Origin of the sequence: Helicobacter sp. 12S02634-8, assembly GCF_002272865.1 — a bacterium.
In the GTDB taxonomy this organism is placed as follows: domain Bacteria; phylum Campylobacterota; class Campylobacteria; order Campylobacterales; family Helicobacteraceae; genus Helicobacter_J.
Window position 1 is genome coordinate 125,272 of sequence record NZ_MLAP01000003.1, and the last position, 21,983, is coordinate 147,254.

Annotated in this window: 23 protein-coding genes and 1 tRNA gene; 18 read left to right on the forward strand and 6 right to left on the reverse strand. The window is 40.8% G+C overall.

Annotated elements, in window-relative coordinates; all coding sequences use genetic code 11:
- The first annotated feature begins 2 nt into the window (after positions 1 to 2).
- From minD to ruvX, 5 genes are read left to right on the forward strand one after another with little or no spacing between them, the layout of a single operon-like run.
- Entirely contained in the window at positions 3 to 809 is an 807-nt protein-coding gene (minD, locus tag BKH46_RS03055; protein ID WP_095225367.1) for a septum site-determining protein MinD, read from the forward strand.
- Positions 806 to 1,039, forward strand: coding sequence for a cell division topological specificity factor MinE (gene minE / locus BKH46_RS03060; RefSeq protein ID WP_095225368.1), 234 nt, complete (start codon positions 806 to 808; stop codon positions 1,037 to 1,039). The genes minD and minE overlap by 4 nt, the downstream gene beginning before the upstream one ends.
- Positions 1,039 to 2,091: a divergent polysaccharide deacetylase family protein gene (locus BKH46_RS03065; RefSeq protein ID WP_095225369.1), complete on the forward strand. Its 1,053-nt coding sequence runs from the start codon at positions 1,039 to 1,041 to the stop codon at positions 2,089 to 2,091. Before minE ends, BKH46_RS03065 begins: the two co-directional genes overlap by 1 nt.
- Positions 2,088 to 2,876 carry a DNA-processing protein DprA gene (dprA, locus tag BKH46_RS03070; RefSeq protein ID WP_095225370.1) on the forward strand — a complete coding sequence of 263 codons (789 nt, stop codon included), beginning with the start codon at positions 2,088 to 2,090 and terminating at the stop codon, positions 2,874 to 2,876. Before BKH46_RS03065 ends, dprA begins: the two co-directional genes overlap by 4 nt.
- Positions 2,873 to 3,301: a Holliday junction resolvase RuvX gene (gene ruvX / locus BKH46_RS03075; protein WP_095225371.1), complete on the forward strand. Its 429-nt coding sequence runs from the start codon at positions 2,873 to 2,875 to the stop codon at positions 3,299 to 3,301. Before dprA ends, ruvX begins: the two co-directional genes overlap by 4 nt.
- A gap of 67 nt (positions 3,302 to 3,368) precedes the next feature.
- On the opposite strand, the gene BKH46_RS03080 is transcribed toward ruvX, so the two are convergent.
- Positions 3,369 to 4,202: a flagellar hook-basal body protein gene (locus tag BKH46_RS03080; protein WP_095225372.1), complete on the reverse strand. Its 834-nt coding sequence runs from the start codon at positions 4,200 to 4,202 to the stop codon at positions 3,369 to 3,371.
- A 113-nt stretch (positions 4,203 to 4,315) separates the two neighbouring features.
- Here BKH46_RS03080 and BKH46_RS03085 point away from each other — a divergent pair, with 113 nt between their 5' ends.
- The gene (locus BKH46_RS03085) at positions 4,316 to 4,885 is read left to right on the forward strand and encodes a DedA family protein (protein WP_095225373.1); all 570 of its coding nucleotides are present in this window, start codon (positions 4,316 to 4,318) and stop codon (positions 4,883 to 4,885) included.
- A gap of 90 nt (positions 4,886 to 4,975) precedes the next feature.
- Positions 4,976 to 5,476, forward strand: a complete 501-nt coding sequence (locus BKH46_RS03090) for a flavodoxin (protein WP_095225374.1) — start codon at positions 4,976 to 4,978, stop codon at positions 5,474 to 5,476.
- Here BKH46_RS03090 and BKH46_RS03095 read toward each other — a convergent pair whose 3' ends face one another.
- The 3 genes from BKH46_RS03095 to bamD are packed head-to-tail and all read right to left on the reverse strand — an operon-like array spanning position 5,477 to position 9,410.
- Positions 5,477 to 6,304 (reverse strand): prephenate dehydrogenase, encoded by an 828-nt coding sequence (locus BKH46_RS03095; protein ID WP_095225375.1) that lies wholly within the window; start codon positions 6,302 to 6,304, stop codon positions 5,477 to 5,479. It abuts the gene before it with no gap.
- Positions 6,305 to 6,356: 52 nt separating this feature from the next.
- Positions 6,357 to 8,756 carry an endopeptidase La gene (lon, locus tag BKH46_RS03100; protein ID WP_095225376.1) on the reverse strand — a complete coding sequence of 800 codons (2,400 nt, stop codon included), beginning with the start codon at positions 8,754 to 8,756 and terminating at the stop codon, positions 6,357 to 6,359.
- A gap of 9 nt (positions 8,757 to 8,765) precedes the next feature.
- Positions 8,766 to 9,410, reverse strand: a complete 645-nt coding sequence (gene bamD / locus BKH46_RS03105) for an outer membrane protein assembly factor BamD (RefSeq protein WP_253248279.1) — start codon at positions 9,408 to 9,410, stop codon at positions 8,766 to 8,768.
- A 173-nt stretch (positions 9,411 to 9,583) separates the two neighbouring features.
- Between bamD and fliW the strand changes: the two genes are divergently transcribed.
- The gene (fliW, locus tag BKH46_RS03110; protein WP_095225378.1) at positions 9,584 to 9,976 is read left to right on the forward strand and encodes a flagellar assembly protein FliW; all 393 of its coding nucleotides are present in this window, start codon (positions 9,584 to 9,586) and stop codon (positions 9,974 to 9,976) included.
- 69 nt (positions 9,977 to 10,045) lie between these two features.
- The gene (proC, locus tag BKH46_RS03115) at positions 10,046 to 10,834 is read left to right on the forward strand and encodes a pyrroline-5-carboxylate reductase (protein WP_095225379.1); all 789 of its coding nucleotides are present in this window, start codon (positions 10,046 to 10,048) and stop codon (positions 10,832 to 10,834) included.
- A gap of 15 nt (positions 10,835 to 10,849) precedes the next feature.
- Here the strand turns inward: proC and BKH46_RS03120 are convergent, their stop codons facing one another.
- The gene (locus tag BKH46_RS03120) at positions 10,850 to 11,764 is read right to left on the reverse strand and encodes a PDC sensor domain-containing protein (protein WP_095225380.1); all 915 of its coding nucleotides are present in this window, start codon (positions 11,762 to 11,764) and stop codon (positions 10,850 to 10,852) included.
- A gap of 142 nt (positions 11,765 to 11,906) precedes the next feature.
- Between BKH46_RS03120 and mraY the strand changes: the two genes are divergently transcribed.
- The 4 genes from mraY to metA all read left to right on the forward strand — a co-directional run bounded on the left by mraY (position 11,907) and on the right by metA (position 17,195).
- A complete protein-coding gene (gene mraY, locus BKH46_RS03125; protein ID WP_095225381.1) occupies positions 11,907 to 12,971 on the forward strand; it encodes a phospho-N-acetylmuramoyl-pentapeptide-transferase in 1,065 nt (354 codons plus the stop codon).
- Positions 12,972 to 12,985: 14 nt separating this feature from the next.
- Positions 12,986 to 14,230 carry a UDP-N-acetylmuramoyl-L-alanine--D-glutamate ligase gene (gene murD, locus BKH46_RS03130; RefSeq protein ID WP_095225382.1) on the forward strand — a complete coding sequence of 415 codons (1,245 nt, stop codon included), beginning with the start codon at positions 12,986 to 12,988 and terminating at the stop codon, positions 14,228 to 14,230.
- A gap of 22 nt (positions 14,231 to 14,252) precedes the next feature.
- Positions 14,253 to 16,103, forward strand: coding sequence for a mechanosensitive ion channel family protein (locus tag BKH46_RS03135; RefSeq protein WP_095225383.1), 1,851 nt, complete (start codon positions 14,253 to 14,255; stop codon positions 16,101 to 16,103).
- A gap of 180 nt (positions 16,104 to 16,283) precedes the next feature.
- Positions 16,284 to 17,195: a homoserine O-succinyltransferase gene (gene metA, locus BKH46_RS03140; RefSeq protein WP_095225384.1), complete on the forward strand. Its 912-nt coding sequence runs from the start codon at positions 16,284 to 16,286 to the stop codon at positions 17,193 to 17,195.
- Here metA and BKH46_RS03145 read toward each other — a convergent pair.
- On the reverse strand, positions 17,192 to 17,947 hold the full coding sequence (locus tag BKH46_RS03145) for an exodeoxyribonuclease III (protein ID WP_095225385.1): 756 nt from the start codon (positions 17,945 to 17,947) through the stop codon (positions 17,192 to 17,194). The two genes, metA and BKH46_RS03145, sit on opposite strands and share 4 nt — an antisense overlap.
- Before the next feature lie 186 nt (positions 17,948 to 18,133).
- Between BKH46_RS03145 and BKH46_RS03150 the strand changes: the two genes are divergently transcribed.
- The 5 genes from BKH46_RS03150 to flgG all read left to right on the forward strand — a co-directional run bounded on the left by BKH46_RS03150 (position 18,134) and on the right by flgG (position 21,943).
- Positions 18,134 to 18,209: transfer RNA gene (locus BKH46_RS03150), tRNA-Phe, on the forward strand.
- A gap of 170 nt (positions 18,210 to 18,379) precedes the next feature.
- Positions 18,380 to 19,096: a hypothetical protein gene (locus BKH46_RS03155; protein ID WP_095225386.1), complete on the forward strand. Its 717-nt coding sequence runs from the start codon at positions 18,380 to 18,382 to the stop codon at positions 19,094 to 19,096.
- A 229-nt stretch (positions 19,097 to 19,325) separates the two neighbouring features.
- Positions 19,326 to 20,312: an iron ABC transporter permease gene (locus tag BKH46_RS03160; RefSeq protein ID WP_095225411.1), complete on the forward strand. Its 987-nt coding sequence runs from the start codon at positions 19,326 to 19,328 to the stop codon at positions 20,310 to 20,312.
- On the forward strand, positions 20,309 to 21,076 hold the full coding sequence (locus BKH46_RS03165; protein WP_095225387.1) for an ABC transporter ATP-binding protein: 768 nt from the start codon (positions 20,309 to 20,311) through the stop codon (positions 21,074 to 21,076). The genes BKH46_RS03160 and BKH46_RS03165 overlap by 4 nt, the downstream gene beginning before the upstream one ends.
- 78 nt (positions 21,077 to 21,154) lie before the next feature.
- Entirely contained in the window at positions 21,155 to 21,943 is a 789-nt protein-coding gene (gene flgG / locus BKH46_RS03170) for a flagellar basal-body rod protein FlgG (RefSeq protein ID WP_095225388.1), read from the forward strand.
- The last annotated feature ends 40 nt before the right edge of the window (positions 21,944 to 21,983 follow it).

Genomic DNA, 21,983 nt, shown 5'->3' on the forward strand with positions numbered 1-21,983 from the left:
CAATGTCTGAGGTAATCACGATAACTTCTGGAAAAGGCGGGGTGGGCAAAAGCACAGCAACAGCCAATATCGCTGTGGGCTTAGCCCAAAGTGGCAAGAAGGTAGTGGCTGTGGATTTTGATATTGGCTTGCGTAATCTGGATATGATTTTAGGATTAGAAAATCGCATTGTCTATGATGTGGTCGATGTGATGGAGGGGAAGTGCAAGCTTTCTCAAGCACTCATCAATGACAAAAAGACTAAAAACCTTTTTTTCCTCCCAGCCTCTCAAAGTAAGGACAAAAATATTTTAGACAAGCAAAAAGTCAAGATACTGATAGAGGATTTGAAAAAGGATTTTGATTATATTTTGCTTGATTCTCCTGCGGGTATTGAATGGGGATTTGAACACGCGATTTTTTGGGCAGATCGTGCGTTGGTGGTGGTGACTCCGGAGGTGAGTTCTGTGCGTGATAGCGATCGGGTCATTGGGATTATTGATGCAAAATCAGATCGCGCTAGAAATGGTTCTGAAGTCCAAAAACACATTATCATCAATCGCTTGAAACCTGAATTGGTCCAAAGAGGAGAAATGCTCTCTAATGAAGATGTGCTCAATATCTTGGCTTTGCCCTTGATTGGGCTTGTCCCAGAAGATGATAAAGTTGTTTCTGCGACCAATTCAGGCGAGCCTGTTATCTATGGAAATAGTATGAGTGGGGAGGCATATAAACGCATTGTCAGGCGCTTGTTGGGTGAAGATGTCGCATTCCCTGAGATCAAATCACAAGGTGGTTTGTTGAGTGTTTTTAAAAGGCTGTTCCGATGAGTTGGCTTGTAAAATGGTTTGGTAATCACGGCAGTGCCCAAGCGGCCAAAGACAGACTCAAAATAGTCCTTGCGCATGAGCGGAGTGTGAAGCTGCCTTATATGGAAGATATGAAACGCGAAATTTTAGAAGTGGTGCAAAAATATACCCACGCCTCTAAAATCGACATCAAGGCTGATTCCAATCAAAATATTGATACATTAGAGGTTGAAATCATTTTAGGCAAATAATGAAAAAAACCTTTTTTGTGACTCTGCTGCTTTTGGTGTGCTTGGTGCTTGGAGCTTTGAGTGGGTATTATGTCTATGGTTTGAAGCCCTCTATAGACACAGATACAACCACAGATATAGCCACAGATTTTCAAAACAATGGTTATAACAATAGCAAGGGGTTTGAGTCTGGCTTATCCCCGCTAGCCCAGCACGATAGCCCAGCACTCCAAATACTACAAGAAAAGCAAGAGCCCACCGCTCAAGCCTCTCAAAACCCCTCTATAACTTCTATAACCCCTATGGCTTCTATAGTTTCTACAACGCCCCCAAAGCCCAAGCTTGCTATTATTATGGACGATATGGCTTATCCTTGGCAGTTAGAGTCCTTGCACCAGCTAGGGCTTGTGATCACGCCTTCATTTTTCCCCAAAAACCACGACAATCCCCACACGCCCCAAATGGCACAAAATGAGCCATTTTATATGGTGCATTTGCCCTTAGAGGCATTGCATTTTTATCAAAGCCCACACAAATGGATCCAAGTAGGGGACACTCAAGCAAAAATAGAAGCCTATATCGCATCGATCAAACACGATTTTCCTCGTTTGCACTTTATCAACAATCACACAGGTAGCAAATTCACTGCTAGCTATGTGGATATGAAAAATCTTATAGAGGTGTTAGAAAAATATGGTATCCATTTTGTAGATTCACGCACCACGCCCCTCACACAAGCGCCCAAAATCTATGCAGAGCTACATACGCCCTTGCTTTCTAGGCAGATATTTTTAGACAATAAGCCAGATAAAAAGGCTATTCTTATCCAGATAAAAAAGGCTATTGATATTGCAAAGAAAAAAGGCTATGCCATCGCTATTTGCCACCCACACAAGCAGACCTTTGAAGCGCTCCAGATTGCCAAAAATACGCTCTTTGACTCTGTGACACTCGTGTATATCAGTGATATTTTTGCACAAGCACAGCACAATACACAAGAAAAAGCCATCAAGACAACCCCAATCAAACATCAAGACAGCCAAGAAAAAAATCAAAAGGAATCCCATCGATGAAAAGCCATTTTCTTTTTGATGCACTCCCATCATTGCCCCCTGCCTTATGCACGCTCCAAGACCCCCCACAAAAGCTCTACTACACAGGCAAGCTTCCATTGCTCCAAGCAAAGCACAAAATCGCTATCATCGGCACTAGACACCCCACACCCTACACCAAAAACTTGACATTTACTTTAGCTAAAAAAATCGCGCAAAATCGTGGCGTTGTTGTCAGTGGCGGGGCGTTGGGCGTGGATATTATCGCTCAAAATGGTGCGCTCCCTGATACGATTATGGTATCTCCAAGCAGTTTAGATATCATCTATCCTGCGTCCAATGCCTCGATCATTACTAAAATTGCGCAGCAAGGCTTGATTGTGAGTGAATACCCAGAGGGCTATGCTCCCAAATACCACTCCTTCATACAGCGCAATCGTTTGGTGGTGGCTTTGAGTGATTGTGTGATTATCCCACAAGCTGACCTCAATAGCGGCTCAATGCAGAGCGCAAGGCTTGCAAGCAAATATAATAAACCGATTTTTGTCTTGCCCCAAAGGCTTGATGAAAGTCAGGGGACTAATGCCTTGCTGCAGAAATCTCTCGCACAAGCTATTTATGATATCGATGCGTTCATTGAGATGATTTTTGGCGTGCAAGTAAAAAACAACGATGCGTTTTTAAAATTTTGTGAGGGCTTGCCGACTTTTGAAGAAGCGTATTTGAAATATGGGGATTTGGTCTTAGAATATGAGCTTGAGGGCAAAATAATGCGTGAAGCAGGGCGCTTGAAGGTTGTGGTGTGATTATAGCGTGTGATGTAGGGTTAAAAAGAATTGGTCTAGCTGGGCTCATCGGTCAAATCGTGCTGCCCTTAGCCCCCATCATACGCAAGAATCGCAATCAAGCTGCTTTAGAGCTTTCAAGGTTTTTAGAGCATAAAGGAGCTGAGCGCTTGGTGGTGGGGTTACCAGAACTCTCAAGCACTCAAGATGGAGAAATGCATCAGCGTATCAAGCATTTTATAGGGCTTTTGAGCTTTGGCGGGGAGATTATTTATATCAATGAAGATTATTCGAGTGTGCTAGCTTTTGAAAATCTTTTCCATATGGGCAAAAAATCCAGACAACAAGCCTGCAAAAACGGCAAACTCGATTCTTTGGCAGCTTGTGAGATACTCCAGCGATATATCACCCAGCACACTCCAATCAAAGACACAAATAACATTTAGTAACTTTGCTTGATAGCACGCAATAGGCTATAAGCTTTTAAGCTATCTTAAAAAGGAGAGAGGTGCTTTATGCCCTCACAGCGAGCTTGCTGATGGCTTCGGTGTTGAGGTCGTCCATATGGGTTTTGAGGACTTTAGCATACATATCGACAAGTCGATTGGTTTCGATGAGCTGGGTCATCTCTGTGATGGCATTGACATTGCTTCTTTCGATAGAGTATTGGATCAGGGCGTTTGGGGTGATAAGATTTTGGCGATCATCAAGCTTGTCTTGGGGGTATTCATAGAGATTGTTGCCAACTTTTTTGAGATATTTAGGATTATCAAAACTCACAATAGCGATTGCCCCTGCGGCCAATGGCTGCGCGATAGCTTCATTGGCAGTATCTCTAAAGTATAGATTGCCATTAACATCAGCTTCGATTTGCATGCCTTGGGGGAGCAAAATCCCGCCTTGATTATCCAGCCCGACTCTGCTTAAGATATGATAACCCTCTTTGGTGCTTAGTATTCCATCTGTGCCTATTGTGAAACTTCCATCTCGAGTGTATCTCACGCCATTTGGGGTTTGGATCGCAAAATAGGTATTTTCTTTTTGCAGGGCAAAATCTAGGGGATTATCTGTTTTGCTGATTGCGCCCAGTGCTTTGTTAGTATATTCTTCAGAGATGATAGGCACTCTGTTGAGGTTTCTGTTGATATATTTAGCCCCATCGCGTGTTTGGTTATTGATCGGGAGAGTTTCTTGATGGGTTTGATAGAGCCTTAAAAAATCGCCGATAACTACATCATCGCGTTTGAAGGCATTGGTATTGAGGTTGGCTAGGTTGTTAGAGATGATATCAAGGCGATTGAATTGAGTGACCATACCACCTGTGGCAGAGTAATAACCATTTTGCATTAAAAACCTTTATGGGTATTTCTAGGATAGAAGCAAGTTTTATTCCTCAAGGCTTGATGATATTTGTTATCATTTTTGGATAGAATAAATTACTTTTGACCAAAAGAGGACACATGCAGCAAACGATCCAGTCATTTCAAGATTCGTTCCACACTTGGGGATATTTGATTTTATTTTTATATTGTATGGGGAGTGGGTATGTAGGCATTATCATTGCTGGGATATTGAGCTCTTTGGGGAGTATGGATATAGGGATTTCTATTGTTGTGGCGTTTTTGGGTAATACTTTTGGGAGCAGTGTGCTAGCACTTTTGGGTAGATACCAAAAAGGTGAAATACTCAAATATTTTGCTAAGTATCGCCGCAAGGTCGCTTTGGTGCATACTTGGATGCGTAAATATGGGATTTGGCTGATTTTTATCAACAAATATATCTATGGGGTGAAGACTATCGTGCCTATTGCTATTGGTGTGAGTAAATACAATATGAAAAAATTCCTTATTTTCAATGCCCTTGCGTGTGCTATTTGGGCAGTAGCACTTGGAATGGTGGCGTATTTTGCTAGTGAGTTCATCAAAAATATTTTTTCTCAGGTCAATGAAATGCCTTATGTGATGCCATTGATTTTTGTGTGTATTGTGCTGGTTGTGTGGGTGTTGCTGAAAAAATTTGGGGAAAAATGAAGTATTGGTATTTGATTGTGCTAGAAAAGTGTTTGATAGATATTTTGATGTATAATACAAGACCTAAAAATAAATTACAAAGGATAAACGATGAAAAAAATTGGTATTTTTTATGGAAGCGATAGTGGCAATACACAGACAATTTGTGAAAAAATTGCTGATAAACTCGGTAAAGAAAACACCGAACTCATCGATGTAGCAAAGGCTTCTAAAGACCAACTTCTAGGCTTTGATAATCTTATCTTGGCTAGCTCTACATATGGTAGTGGTGATTTGCAGACTGATTGGGAAGATTTCATTGGCTCTTTTGAAGAGAGTGATTTTGCTGGCAAGACAGTGGCTCTTGTGGGTCTTGGAGATCAAGATACTTATAGTGATACCTTCTGTGATTCTCTCTATCATTTATATGAAAAAGCAAAAGGTGGCAAGATTATCGGGCAGACTTCTACAGATGGCTATACTTTTGATGATTCTAAGGCAGTCGATGGGGATAAGTTTGTAGGACTTGCTATCGATGAAGACAATCAAGATGACTTGACAGAGGGTCGTATCGATGCTTGGGTCAATGATATCAAATCAAAATTTGCTTGATTACATGAACTTCTGAAGAGTGTTGGCTTTTGCCATCCACTCTTTGAGCCCCTCCCAATCTTCTTCAGAAAGCAGCTTTTCTGCTAACAACATCTCTTGTGCGAACAAATCGATTGCTTTGAGGACATTTTCTTTATTTTGTTTGAAAACATCATTCCACATGATCGGTGAGCTTTTAGAAATACGGCTCATATCTTTGAACCCTCCACCAATGAGCGCGAGAATAGTTTGTGGGTTTTCTTGCGAGAGGACGGTGTTGGCTAGGGCATAGCTGATGATATGGGGGAGGTGGCTGATGAGTGCGATATGTCTATCGTGCTCTTTGGAGTTCATTTTAATGATACGCATACCAATGGCGATAAAAATCTCTTTGGCACAAGCGATTTGAAATTCCCCGCTATCTTCAAGGTCAGCAAGAATAATGATTTTATTTTTGAAAAGATCTTTCAAGGCCGCCTTAGGACCATAGCACTCAGTCCCGCTCATGGGGTGGGCTGCGATAAAGTTTTTTCTGATAGAAGCTGGGATAGCTGCAACAATTTTTTCTTTTGCCCCGCCAAGATCGATGATTGTTGTGTGTGGGGGGATATTTTTGAGTTGTTGGAGTGTTTGTATGATCCCCTCTAAGGGCGTGGCTAAAAATATAACATCACACATTTGGATTCCATCAAGACCCACGCATTCATCGACTAACCCCAAAGAGAGGGCTTGCTGGGTATGGAGCGGGTTGATGTCATGGCCGAGTATGGTTTTAAACATTTTTGTTTCTTGGAGGGCAAGCCCCATCGATCCACCAATCAGCCCCAAACCGATAATTCCTGCTTGCATACTGCCTCCATCTAATCAATTTTTAGCCCTTTGCTTGCAAAAGGCAAGCCATCTATAAAAGCACTGCTTTTAAGACCTCTTGTATAGTATTTACGGGAGTAATTTCTACTTCTTGTTTGACCTCTTGAGGGATATCATCTAAATCTCTCTTGTAGTTTTTCTCGGGTATAAGGACTTTTTTGATCCCTGCTTTGTGTGCTGCAATTAGCTTTTCCTTCAAGCCACCAATGGGTAAAACAGCGCCTGTAAGGGTCAATTCACCCGTCATGGCAATATCAGAGTGCGTTTTTCTTTCAGACAAAATCGAAGCAATCGCACTTGCCATGGCAATCCCTGCGCTAGGGCCATCTTTTGGAGTTGCTCCCTCTGGGACATGCAAATGGATATCATAGAGGTTATAGATTTGTTCTTGGGGCTCTTTTTTGTTCTTTCTGCCCTTTTTTGTTGGGAGTGGTAGGTCTTGAGAGTCGATCAATACTTTGATGACAGAAAATGCAATGCGTCCTGATTCCTTCATCACATCTCCAAGGCTGCCTGTGAGCGTGAGGGCACCTTTGCCTTTGATTTTGATTGCTTCGATTTTGAGCACATCGCCCCCCACGCTAGTCCAAGCAAGTCCATTGATAACGCCTATTTTGTCCTCGCCATTGATTGTATCGATTTCAAATACGATTTTATCGAGATAGTGGGGCAAGTCTTTGGGCGAGATGATGATTTTATGGGTCGCGTGTTTGGCTTCCAAGATGGCTTTTGCACATTTGCGCATAATTGTAGCGATACTCCTACGGAGGTTACGCACGCCTGCTTCGCGGGTATATTTTTCGATGATGATTTTAAGGGCTTGTGGGGTGATACTCACTTCAGTGGGCTTGAGTGCGTGTTTTTTTAGCTCTTGGGGGATAAGGTATTTTTTGGCAATGGATTCTTTTTCTTGCGGTGTGTAGCTAGAAACACTGATGAATTCCATACGATCGCGCAAAGGAGCAGGGATATTAGAAATATCGTTTGCAGTGGCAATAAATATGATAGAAGAGAGGTCAATATTGAAATTAGTGTAATAGTCCCTAAAGGCAGTATTTTGCTCAGGGTCTAAAATCTCAAGCAGCACGCTTGTGGGATCACCGCGCATACTCCTACCGACTTTATCGATTTCATCAAGCACCATCACGGGGTTCATTTCTTTAGCTTCGATCAGCCCTTGCACGATCCTACCGGGCATAGCACCCAAATAAGTTCGTCTGTGTCCTCTGAGCTCATTGACATCTTCTAACCCACCCAGTGCGATACGAATCAGAGGGCGATTGATGGCTTTAGCAATGGAGTTTGCCAAACTAGTCTTACCCACACCCGGAGGGCCATAAAAGCATAGGATTGTTCCTTTGCCCTCTGTGTCGCTCTTGTGTCTTTGGGCGAGTAGCTCTCTGATGGCAAAATACTCTACAATCCTTTCTTTGGGCTTTTGGAGGGAGTAGTGGTCAGAATCGAGTTGTTTTTGGACATTTTTGATAGAGAGTTTTTTTCTTCCAAATTTACCAAATGGGATTTCAAGCACCCACTCAATGTAGCTTTGGACAATGTTAGCATCAGCACTATCTTGATGCATGCGAGTGAGTCGCTCGATTTGTTTTTTGATTTCTTTATAGGCTTCTTTATCCATAAAGGGCTTGATTGTATCGAGTTTTTGGTAGTATTGGTCGATTTCTTCATCCCTTTGTTTATCGACACCTAGCTCTTTTTGGATTTGTTTGAGCTGTTCTTTGAGAAAATATTCTTTGTTGATTTGCTCCATTTTATTATGGACTTTGCTTTTGATTTCTTTTTGGAGTTTTTGGGTTTGGGTTTCTTCGATGACAAGATCGATTAAAAGCAGGAGTCTTTTTTCTGTATCATCGCTTGCAAAAAGCTGGTAAGACTGCTCTTTTTTGAGCCTTAAGGTTGAAGCAATCAAATCAACAATGCGATTGGGATCGTCATTATCATCAATCGTTTTGAGCAAATCAGGGGGAAAAAACTGACTGATATTAGCAAGGTTGGTGACTTTTTCCCGCAAGACTTCCATAATCGCATTGATTTTATCGGGGTCATAGTCTTTATAGGCGATGACTTCTATGAGTGCTTGGAGGGGGTCTTCACTTTCGATGGATAATATCTTGCCTTTTGTGATACCTTGAAAAAGGAGCTTGATCCGTCCATCAGGCAAGGCAACTTTACGCATAATATTCCCAATCACTCCCACATCATAAAAGCTATCTTTGAGTCTTTTTTGCTCTTGAGAGTTTTTAGCACAGCTCACAAAAACAATATCATTTTGTTCTAAGGCTTTATTGGCTGCTTTGATATTGGCTTCATCTGTGATGAAAATCGGGGCAATCATAAAGGGATACATAAAGACTTCATCTTCTATAATGACAGGTATCGTGCTTGGGAAGTTGCCATAATTACTTATTTGCATCAAAATCCTTTACCAATTAAATATAACGACATACCACGGGATATGTGAGGGTTTGGGGTTGGTTTCTTTTTGGAGCTCTTCATCAATCCGTTCGAGGTATTTATCCAAGGCTTCTTTTTTGTGCTGTTTTTTATAGACATTGGCAATGGCTTTGTTGAGCTCGTTTTGCCCCAACACAAATTTCACTTGTATATATTCTACATACGGGATATAGCGGCTATTGGGGTATTTGTTGATGAAATTATCCAAGGCTTGGAGCGTATCAGAGATAAATTCTTGGTCTTTGCTTTGATTTTTGAAGGCATAATAATGGGCTTGGAGCTTTAAAAAGGCTATATAATCGGCATTTTGGATTGTCCCATATCGTTTTAAGTATTCATCAAAATAAAATTCAGCCAAAATATATTCTTCTTGATTCATATGCGCTTGCCCTAAAATCAGCATTGCCTCAGGGAGCAAGGGAGAGTTGATATGCTCACTTTGTAAGGAGGAGTAATAGTTATCTGCTGTTTCAAGGTTACCAAATTTGATTTCTTTTAAAATCCCTTGATACCAATAGGTGGCGGGCTTATTGTATTCGGCATTTTGCTTGGCACAAGCAGCCAAAAAGACTGCGAGCAAAAGTAAAAAAATGGTGTGTCTGCAAGAAACCATAAAGCCCCTCATTTTATTGCAAGTTTTTGGCATTATATCGAATCTCACACAATCATTTAAACAATATTTTCCAAAAATTGATTTTTGTGCATAAAATTGGATAAAATCTGAATAATTATGCTAAGATTTTATAGAGCAATTTTCTAGCTAGAAAGATTAAAAGAGGGCTGATAATGATTTTTGATGTAAAATCGCCAATTTTGGGGTTTGAAAATGTTACGAAGATGAAATTAGAAAAAATAGATGATATTTTTGTTCGTCTGAGTAATGCAGAGGGCGATGTGCCTATTTTTACACTCATCAACCCCTTTGTATTGAGAGAGTATGCATTTGATGTCCCCATTGCTTTGAAGCTTTTATTAGACCTAGAAAATAGCAAAAATATTTTCACTGCCAATATTATGGTGATCCAAACTCCCATACAAGCCTCTACTATCAATTTTTTAGCCCCTGTAATCTTTAACTTCGATAATCAGACAATGGGGCAAGTTGTCCTTGATAGCCTTAAATACCCACAATATGGTCTTGCTGAGCTGATCTCGCATTATTACAAAGAAGAAAAGTAACTTTTATTTTTAATTGATTAGCCATTTTATTTTAAGATACCCCAAAATTTTACATTATAAGGATCTGAAATGGCAGCACAAAAAACTTTACTTTTTGTTGGCTATGGCAGTATGGCAAAGGCGATTGTTTCAGGGATTGCTTGCAGTGCATTGAAAGACACTTATCGCTTAGAAATTGCTGGGAGAAACCCCCAAAAAGCTCAAGAATTTATCAAAGAAAACCACATAGAGGCTTTTGGAAAAGTATATGGAGGCTCTAGCGAGATTGATGTAATAGGCAAAATCGTTATTTTATGTATCAAGCCCTATGCTTTAGGAAACTTTACCTACAAAGGCAAGGCAGACTCTGTTTATAGCGTGATGGCAGGGGTGTGTATGGATACCTTGAAGCAGCATATCAGAGCAGATCATTATGCGAGATTAATGCCTAATGTGGGTGCTAAATATCAAAAATCATCGACAGCTGTCTATCTTGAGGGGGATATTCAAGAAGAAGCCCAAAAAATCATTGCAAGTTTTGGGAGTGTGGTTTTTGTGGATTCTGAAACGTTGGTGGATGCATCGATTGCTACAGGTGGGAGCTCACCAGCCTTTTTAGCGCTGATCGCACAGGCTTTAGTCGATGCGGGCGTGCGGGAGGGCTTGCGACGTGATGATTCGCTCAAGTTAGTGCGGGCGACATTTGAGGGCTTTGCTCATTTATTGAGCGAACAAACTCCTGATACGATCATTGCTTCAATCACAAGCCCAGGGGGGACGACGATAGAGGGTCTGTCTGTGCTTGAAGATAGGGCTGTGCGGGGTGCTTTGATTCAGGCTTGTCACATGGCAGTTGCAAAGGCTAAGCAAAAGCACTGATACTTAGAAAGGATTCTAACGCTCATCTTTATTCATCGCACCATAGGCAAACTTGACATACACAGATAGCCCTACTAAAAGCATTGCGACACCTCCGGTGAGATAGACAGCATAGATGATTTTATCGGGTTCGCTGATGGTGAATTTAAACACCAACATCAGTGCTTCAATCGCCAAAGCAATCACGATAGACCCCAGAAATCGGATCATTGTTTTATGGATAGCGCGGTGGTTGTCCCCACTATTTTTTCCCAAGACTTCTTCTTCAAAAATCGCTTTGACCAAGTCAAAAATCGCGAGGGCTAAGGTGAGTAAGATGGTTGATTCAAATACTTCTTTGATATCAAAGCTCCTGAAATGGATTGAAGCTGTCCAAAAGCTTGAAATTCCCTTGACAAAAAGTAAGATTGAAATCAGTGTGAGCATACTTGAGAGGGAGAAATACATCGCAACACTGAAATGGGAAAAAATATCATAGAAACGGCTCGGTGAGCTAATAGCAATGGCTTCGTTGAGTGGGATATCGATACAAGCGACAAAGAGCAGCTCACGATGGGTATTGTAGATAGGATAAGAAACGGTCACGACGAGATTTCCATTAGTGCTGCTGGGATAGGGGTTGGTGATGACACATTTTTGCTCTTTGATGGCTTCATAGAAATACCCTCTATCAGCAAAGTTTTCACAAGTTATGTGTTGGATATGTTTCTTGTCTGTGATGGTTGCACTCACTTGGTTGCCCTTGGCATCTAAAATATAAATGCAATCAAAGGCCTTGATTTCATCTTTGATCTTTTTGGCAGCGTTGAGTATCGTATCTAAGGTCATTTCAGGCATATAGTTTTTGATATTTTGTGTGAAAAGGTAGCAGATATAAGCGCGCAGCTCCGATCGGATTTTAGCATAAGTCACAATGTCTTTTGAGAGCATCAATACTCCTTTGTGGTTGTCTTTGGGCTTGCATTTTACTATAATATTTGAGTATTGTATGCAGAGGAAATTGTTATAAACTTTTAAAGATTTATCTTCAAAACTGATTTATAATTTCACATTTTAAATTTAGGGATAGTGTATGCTGTATTATTTGTATTCAGATTTTGGGATCAATGTGTTTCAATACTTGACATTTAGGGCAGGCATGAGCTTTTTTTTAGGGTTTTGTCTGTGTGCTTTTGTAATGCCTTATTTTATTGGGTGGGCAAGATCTAAAAAGGCAAACCAGCCCATATCAGCCTTTGTCCCTGCACATCAAGGCAAGGCAAACACGCCGACAATGGGGGGGATTGTATTTATTGTATCGACGATCATTGCTTCGATTTTGACCGTTAAGTTGGCAAATATTTATGTGGTGTTGGGGCTTTTTGTTTTGGTGGCTTTTAGCTTGATTGGGGCTAGAGATGATTATATGAAAATTGCTGCTAAGAAAAATAGCGGTATGAGTGCGCGATTGAAATTTATCTTGCTCTTTGTTGTTTCTATCGGAGTTTCTATCTCTTTGAGTATGCACGGGCTAGATTCTAGCTTGTATATGCCTTTTATGAAAAAGCCTTTGTTTTATCTGGGGGATTATCCGGGTGTAGCGATTGCTTTTTGGACATTGGTATTTTTGGCTACGACAAATGCAGTCAATATCACTGATGGGCTTGATGGACTAGCGACTGTGCCTAGTATTTGTGCCTTGGTTTCTTTGTCGATTTTTGTTTATATTGCAGGCAATGCAGAGTTTTCTAGGTATCTTTTGTGGCCGCGCGTTGTGGATGCTGGCGAGCTTTTTGTCGTTTCTACGGCTTTGATTGGGGCGCTTTTTGGGTTTTTGTGGTATAACTGCCACCCCGCGCAGATTTTTATGGGCGATAGTGGCAGCCTTGGAGTTGGGGGATTTATCGCTTATATGGCTATTGTTTCTAATAATGAAATTTTACTTGTCTTGATTGGATCAATTTTTGTGATAGAAACGCTTTCAGTGATTTTGCAAATTGGCAGCTATAAGACGCGTAAAAAACGGATTTTTCTGATGGCACCTATCCACCATCATTTTGAGGCTAAGGGCTGGGCAGAGAATAAAATCATTGTCAGATTTTGGATCATTGCGATTTTAAGCAATATCATTGCTTTGATGAGCTTGAAAATAAGGTAATTTGAGGTAAATTGATGGAACGCATTTCTGTTTTTGGCTATGGCACTACAACCCGACCTATTGTAAAACTTCTGAATACACAAGGTATTGTATGTGCGATCTTTGATGATGTGTTCAAGCAAGCAAGCCACGACCAAGAGGGCAATGCGTTGCTGCCTTCTAGTTGGTTTGATCCACAAACTTCAGACCTAGAGATTCTAAGCCCAGGTATCCCCCCCTCTCACCCTCTCCTCCAAAAGGCAAAGCACCCTATCAGTGAGTATGATTATTTTTATGACCAATTTTCTCCTGAATATAATCCCCAGAGTATCTGGATCAGTGGGACTAATGGCAAAACCACTACAACAGAAATGCTCACGCTCTTGCTAAAAGACCAAGGTGCAAAAAGTGGAGGCAATATCGGCACGCCTTTAGCTGAACTTTATAGGCAGAAACCTCCTTTATGGGTGCTAGAAACAAGCTCTTTTACCTTGCATTATACACACAGAGCTTACCCTACATTTTACCTCCTCCTCCCAGTGAGAGAAGATCATATCAGCTGGCATACAAGCTTTGAAGCCTATGTGCAAGCTAAGCTCAAGCCACTTTTAATCATGCAGCAAGATACTTTTGCACTCCTCCCTCAAGAATTTGCCCACAGATATGAAGCAAAAAATTTTTTAGGCAAGGCTTTTTATTACCAAGATATACAGACTCTAGCCCAAGATGTTGGCGTAGATACACATGCACTGCATTTCAAAGGGCCTTTTTTGCTTGATGCACTCTTGGCATTGCAAGCAGCAAAGATTTTTTCTAGCAGAATAGACACTACTTTGCTCAATACCTTTAAAATCGGGCAGCATCGTATGGAAGAGTTTCATGACTCAAAGGGGCGTTTATGGGTTGATGATAGCAAGGGGACTAATGTCGATGCGACATTAGAAGCGCTCAAAAGCTATGCAGACAAAAAGATATTTCTGATTTTGGGCGGCGATGATAAAGGTGCAGATTTAAGGCCTATTTTTGAGCTTGCTAGGGGGTTGGATATAGAGATTTTTGCTATTGGGAGCAATGAAGAAAAACTCTGTGTGCTAGCTAGGGAATATGCGTGCGTGTTGCATCCATGTGCAGAGCTTAAAAATGCTGTCAATGCAATCAAAGAGCGTTTGGGGCGTGATGGCGTGGGCTTGCTCTCTCCAGCAGCTGCGAGCTTAGATCAGTTCAGCTCTTATAAAGAACGTGGAGAGTTATTTTGCCAATACGTCACAGAAGAAGAGTAAAAACAAGAAGAGGAAAATAGAGATGAAAAAGTTTATTTTGAGTATTATAGCAGTTTGGATTTGTATGCTGCCCCTTTCATTGCGCGCGATGGAGAATCCAGATTTTGTGGATTTGTATGTGATTTTAAAGCAAATCGATCAGATCAATCAAGTCATCAACACCTATAAAAAAGATCCTCAAAAGTCCCAAGAAGCGAGCTTATATGCTGACCAAAAAGATAATTTACTCAAAGAGTTTGTATCAAAAATCAATAGCCATAAAGAAAAAATAGGCATTGATATCACACAAAATAAAGCCCAACAAGAAGAAGTCCAGCACAAGCTAGATGTGAGCTTGCAAATCAAAGATCCCTATTCTTTTTCTCTCAATAAAATCACCCTAGAATCCCTCCAACTCGATGCGCGTATGTATGATTTTTTAGAAAAATTACGCACAAAGATTGATTTTTTCTCTCAAAAAGATGATGTCACCAAGATTGTCGCACCTTTTTTGCTTGAATTTGCTCAAAAACAAATGCAAAAATATACCTTACCCACGCAATTAGGAACATCGCAAAAAGAGCTTTTGCACCATAAACTCAAAGAATATCAAATCAAGCTTGATACTTATGTCGAAATTTTGAGCTATATCCAAAAAAATGCAAGTGCAGTGCTCCCCCAAAGTGCTGCTATGAATATCGGTATGGAGTGGGTGCTAGAAAAAATCGATTATTTTATCCCACTCAATACCAACAATCTAGGTATTGCTAAAGTCGTGCTTTCTTTAGTGACGCTCATCATCTTGCTAGGCTGCAGGAAGATAGTCGCTGGGGTCATCATGCGATTGGCTGATTTTTTTATCAAATTCACACGCCACAACAAAGAAATCCAAAACAAAATCCGTCACGATATTATCACGCCCATTTCAGCGTTTTTGCTTGTTTGGAGCTTTGATATTTCTTTGGATATTTTGTATTATCCAAGTCTGGCTTCCCCGAAGGTGCAAGTCTGGTTTGGAGTGGCTTATATCGCCTTGATAGCGTGGTTTGTCATCTCTTTGCTTAAAGGCTATGGCACAGCATTTATTATGAGTATCGCCCAAAAAAGTGCCGATGGCTTCCGTAAAGAAGTCATCAATTTGATTTTGAAGATACTTTATTTTATCGTGATTGTTTTAGCGATTTTGGTGATTTTGAAACATTTGGGATTTAATATTTCTGCTATCATCGCTTCTTTGGGGATTGGCGGGTTGGCAGTTGCTTTGGCAGTCAAGGATATGTTAGCAAATTTCTTTGCCTCTGTGATGTTGTTGTTTGATAATTCTTTTTCACAAGGGGATTGGATTGTGTGCGGGGATATTGAGGGGACTGTCGTGGAGATGGGCTTGCGGCGGACAACTGTGCGGACATTTGATAATGCTTTGTTGTTTGTGCCAAATTCTGAGCTCGCAAACAAATCAATCCGCAATTGGAATCGCAGGAAAGTTGGTAGGCGCATTAAAATGAGCATTGGACTCACTTATGATTCTTCAAGAGAGCAGCTCCAAAAATGTGTCCAAGAGATCAAAGAAATGCTTTTGAATCACCCCAATATCTCAAAAGATACCGATGGACGGGATTCTATAGACTATCAAGTGATTTTTAAAAAAGACATCATTTCAATGGATGATTATATGGGCTATAAAAGCACGCTTTTTGTGTTTGTTGATGAATTTGCTGATAGCTCTATCAATCTTTTGGTTTATTGCTTCAGCAAAACCGTGGTGTGGGGGGAGTTTTTGAAAGTCAAAGAAGAGGTGATTTTAGAAATCATGAGGATTGTTGCTGCCAATAATCTGAGCTTTGCCTTCCCTAGCCAGAGTCTTTATGTAGAAAGTCTTCCCAAACCTCTATAAATCCTTAAAATAGGCTATATCAGCCCTCCTTTACTCACAATTTATAGGGAGGGTGGGCTTTGATTGTGAGTATTTGAGTGGGATTTTATTCTCTGATTTATATTTTATTTATATAATAAACACATATCGTGTTTGATTGATTTATATCATCATATAATTTGGTAGAATAAAGGAGTGGCTATGCCCGTGATTATCCCTCAAGACATCCCAGCTTTTAAGACATTGCAAGAAGAAAATGTATTTGTGATCTCTTCACAAAGAGCACTCAAGCAAGATATTCGCCCCATACAGATTGCAATATTCAATCTAATGCCTACAAAAATACAGACAGAAAGCCAGCTCATCAGACTGCTTGCGAACTCACCTCTCCAAGTCCAAATCACCCTAATCACCACGCAAACTTATGAGAGCAAAAATACTTCTAAGACACATTTGGAGAGGTTTTATCAGACTTTTGACACACTCAAAGATACTTATTTTGATGGCATGATTATCACAGGTGCGCCTGTGGAAACTATGGATTTTAGTGCAGTGGCTTATTGGGAGGAGATGGTAGAGGTTTTGGAATTTGCCCAAAAAAATGTCAATAGCACGATTTATATTTGCTGGGGGGCGATGGCAGGGCTGTATCATTATTATGGCATTGAAAAACTCCCATTATCTCAAAAGATGTTCGGGGTTTTTGAGCATACAAAAACAGAAATCTCTGATGTGTTGTTTAATGGCTGTGATGATAAGATTTATATGCCCCACTCTAGGCATACCAGAGTCGATGAAGACAAGATTATACAATGCAAAGATTTGCATATTTTGTGTGAGAGCACCACAGCAGGGGCAGGGATCATCAAGTCTTGTGATAACAAAAAAATATTTATCATTGGGCATTTAGAATATGATCGTGATAGCCTAAAAAGCGAATATGAACGCGATAAGCTCAAAGGCATGCAGATACAAGCCCCAGAGAATTATTTTGATTCCAACAATGGAGTGTGTATCAATTGGCGTGCTGGGGCGAGTGTGATTTTTAGTAATTGGCTCAATTATTATGTCTATCAAGTGACTCCATTTGATTGGAAACACCCCATAGCCTAGCAATCAAGCACTAGCCCTACAGGGCAGTGGTCGCTCCCTGTGATTTGGGGGTATATCTGCGCGTCTTTGAGCTTGGGAGAGAGTGCGTGTGAGCATAGGAAATAATCAATCCTCCAGCCCGTGTTGTTTGCCCTCGCTTTACCCATATAGCTCCACCAAGTATATGCACCTGTGAGGTCAGGATAAAAATATCGATAAGTATCGATAAAGCCTGCTTGGAGAAGTTCTGTGAATTTCCCTCTTTCTTCATCAGTAAAGCCCGCGTTGCGATGGTTTGTCTTGGGGTTTTTGAGATCGATTTCTTGATGGGCTACATTGAGATCCCCACAGACAATTACAGGCTTTTGCTGCTCTAGTTGCTTGAGAAAGGCTCTGAAATCATCTTCCCACTCCATGCGATAAGAGAGCCTTTCTAGCTCGCGTTTGGAGTTTGGAGTATAGACATTGACCAGATAAAAGTTGGGGTATTGGGCAGTGATGATCCGTCCTTCTTTGTCGTGATGAGCGATACCCATATCATAGTCTATCGTGAGTGGCTTTTGCTTAGAAAATACTGCCACGCCCGAATAGCCCTTTTTTTCAGCCGTATTCCAATACTGCTCATAGCCTGCAAACTCAAATGCAGCTTGATCTGGACTCATTTTTGATTCTTGGATACAGAAAATATCAGCATCTACAGAGGTAAAAAACTCCATAAAGCCCTTATTCATACACGCCCGCAATCCATTGACATTCCACGATATTAGTTTCATTATATTCCCTTAGTCAGTTTTGATAGGCATATTATAGCTTTTGGTATCTGAATCCATATCGTGGGTATGGGGATTTTAAGAAAAATATTTGCATTTTTTGGGGTTTGTTTTGTATTTAGCAGTGTGGGTCTGATTTTTTAAGTTATTTTTCAAGGGTTTTTTGGGATAATGTGCTCTTTTGAATTTGGCTTGATAGCTCAGTCGGTAGAGCAGAAGACTGAAAATCTTCGTGTCGGTGGTTCGATTCCGCCTCAAGCCACCATTTTTACTTTCTTTTGCATACAAATCCACAATATTACATATTTTCCTCTAAAATCAACCAATTTTGCAAGTGTTTATCAAAGCAGTATTTAAAATACTAAAAATTCAAAATCAAACTCAAATCAAAATAAAATTAGGTGAGTATAATTTTGCTTTAGCCAAGGAGTAGATATGACTTTTAGAGAAGCGTTGCGAGCGATAATAAAAAATAATGGTGGATTTGCACCACTCAAATTGATTTATAAAGAAATTTGGGGCTTGAAAGATAAGGGCGATATAGGCGGTAAAACGCCAGAAAATACCATTAGGGCAATATTACAAAGAAATGATGAATTTTTTCCTATTGGCATAGGCGTATGGGGACTTAGTGAGTATAAAAACGAGCTTTTAAAAGCAGAAATAAAGCCAAAGACAAAAGTAGAAAAACAAGAGAGGATGCACGCAAAAGTGCAGGGTATGCTGCTTGAAATGGGCTCTCAAAGAGGATTTGATACCTATACAAATGACAAATCTTGGGAATTTGATAACAAAAAATTAGGCTCACTTTCTACATTGCAAGAGATTCCGTTATTTACCTATCCTGAACTCATTGCTAAAAATGTGCGATATGTGGATGTGGGGTGGTTTAGCACGGATAAATTTGCCTTCCCTGTGCGGATTTGCGAGGTGGAGCATAGCAGTGATTTTAGAGCAGCTTTCACAAAATTCAAAGAATTAGAGTTTTTAAATGCAGAGTTTTATTGCGTAGCAGAAGCAAATAGAATCACAAAATTTAATAGAGAAATTGAGAAAAAAGCATTTGAGAGTTTAAAAAATCGTGTGAAATTTGAAAGCTATGAAAATATCATCGCAGCGTATGAATATGAAATGAGAAAGATAAAATTTTAAACTATTGTTAGGTCACTCAAACAAATAAGATAAAACAAATCTAGGCTCAAATTTAGATAAGCATTGATCAAGTCTGCTCTAATTTCTCTGTGATTGTTTGTGTCAAGATGGGTTGGGGCTATGGTTTGATAGATGTGTCTTTAGCGTTAATCAATTATTGATACGATTATTTTCATAAAAATATTAAAGATGGGAATAGGTTTTCGTGGCAGATCTCAAAAAAAGCATATTGATAAAAAAAGCAGTCCTTTATTTTTTAGTCGTTTTGGTGGCTGTGATTGTTCTGTTTTTGGGTGCGAGCGATATTGCTTGGGGAGATGTGCTGGGGAATATTTATAGGCATATTGCTCATGGAGAGCCCTTGAGTAGTGATGGGGTCATTATTTATGAGATTCGTTTCCCGCGCATTGTATTGGCCATTATCGTTGGAGGTGTCTTGTCTGGGTCTGGGGCGATCATGCAAGGGATTTTCAAAAACCCCTTGGTTGATCCTTATTTGCTTGGTATCTCATCAGGAGCGGCCTTTGGGAGTGCTGTTTCTATCGGCTTGTTTGAGAGCTGGCCCATAGGGATTTTAGCTTTTATCGGTGCGATGGGGGCTTCGTTTTTGGTGATTGCTATCGGTAGATTGGCTGGGGGGAGCAGTATTTCTTTGGTGCTTTCAGGCGTGGTGCTTTCAGCTTTTTTGAGTGCGCTCAGTGGTTCGATCAAGTTTTTTGTCGATCCACAAAAAGCACAAGCCATAGTCATCTGGCTTCTAGGGAGTCTTTCACTTGCGAGTTGGGAAAATGTCCGAATCGCTCTTTTGGGCTTGGTGGTGGGGTTTGTCCCGCTATTTTTGCTGCGATGGCGTATCAATATTTTGGGCTTGGGGGATAGTGAGTGTATGTCTTTGGGAGTTTCGCCCACAAAAATGCGTTTTATCTGTATCAGTTGTATCAGTTTTGCGTGTGCGCTAGCTGTGAGTGTGAGCGGGACTATTGGCTGGGTGGGGCTTGTAGTCCCCCATTTGGCGCGAGTGATTTTTGGCTCAGATATGCGTTATTTGCTCGGTGGGTCTGTGGCTTTGGGGGCTTTGATATTATTAGGGGCTGATACCATAGCGCGGAGTGTGAGTGCTTATGATATTCCTGTTGGTATCATCACAGCGCTTTTGGGCGCACCATTTTTTATCTTTTTGCTCAGTAAGTTTGCGAGCAAATGGGGCGATCGATGAAGGTTTTAGAGATTAAAAATCTGAGTTTTTATTATGGTAAAAATAAGATTTTAGACAATGTTTCATTGGTTTCTAAGGTAGGGACAATCACAGCGATTCTCGCTCCTAATGGCACGGGCAAAACGACATTGTTTCATAATATCTTAGGTATGCACAAACCCCTTGGGGGCAGCATATCTATTGGGGGTAAAAATATCTTAGCGCTCCCCCCGCCTCTTCGGGCTAGCTATGTGGCTTATGTCCCTCAAGAGTGGGTGAGTCCTTTTAATTATAGTGTGCTTGATGTCGTGATGATGGGACTGACTCATACGATGGGTGTGTTTGGTGCACCCAAATTAGAGGACAAAAACAAGGCTTTAGAGTTGATGGAAGAAATCGGGATAGCTCATCTCAAAGACAAAGGTATCAATGAACTCAGTGGAGGGCAGCGCCAGATGGCACTTTTGGGTCGGGCTTTGTTGCAAGATTGCCCTTTGCTTTTGCTTGATGAGCCCACTTCGCATCTTGACCTCAAAAACCAAGCCTTGCTTTTCAGACAGCTCAAACATCAAGTGAGTAAAAAGCCCCTCTCTGTGCTGATTAATATCCACGATCCCAATTTGGTGAGTGCTTATGCTGATGAGGTTTTTATGCTTAAAGATGGCAAAAATTTCTATAATGGCGAGGTCAGAGAGGCGATTAGTGCAGAGAATTTGAGCGTGTTGTATGGGGTTGATGTGGCAGTGGGGTATATCGATGAGCGTCCTTTTGTCCGTGCTTTTTGATATGGTATTGTTTTTGCTTATTTTAAGACAAAAAGATACAAAGATATCGATAAGATATTTTATTAAGGGCTTAAAACTATGATGCGTTCGCTATACACTGCTACAACAGGAATGTTGGGTCAACAACTCCAAATCGATACGACTTCTAATAACATAGCCAATGTCAATACTACGGGGTATAAAAAGCAGCGAGCAGAGTTCAATGATTTGTTTTATCAAGTGTTGCAATATGCAGGCACGGCCACGAGCGAAACTACGCTTTCTCCTACGGGCATAGAAGTGGGGCTTGGTGTGCGCCCTGGGGCAGTCAGCAAGATGTTTTCTCAAGGCAGTCCCAAAGAAACTGATAATAATTTAGATGTTGCGATTACAGGAAAAGGATTTTTTCAGATCCAGCTCCCTGATGGGAGTGTTGCTTATAGCCGCAGTGGGAGTTTCAAGCTTGATGATGGGGGCAATATTGTCACTGCAGAGGGCTATATGCTTTTGCCCCAAATCACCGTGCCCCAAGATGCGACGCAGATCAATATCGGCACAGATGGCACAGTGAGCGTCGTGCAGGGGAATCAAGGCACAAGTAATGTGCTCGGGCAGATTGAAATTGCTCATTTTATCAATCCCGCAGGATTGCACGCTTTAGGCGATAATCTCTACATCAATACCAATGCCTCAGGTGATCCTATCGTAGGTATCGCAGGCAATGAGGGGCTAGGGCAGCTCAGGCAAGGGTTTGTAGAACTCAGTAATGTCAAATTAGTCGAAGAAATGACTGATCTCATCACAGGGCAGAGGGCTTATGAAGCCAACTCCAAATCGATCCAAACAGCTGATGCAATGCTCCAAACTGTCAATAATCTCAAGCGATAAGATATTTAAAACCCATTTTTAAAAGCATTATGAAAGCTTG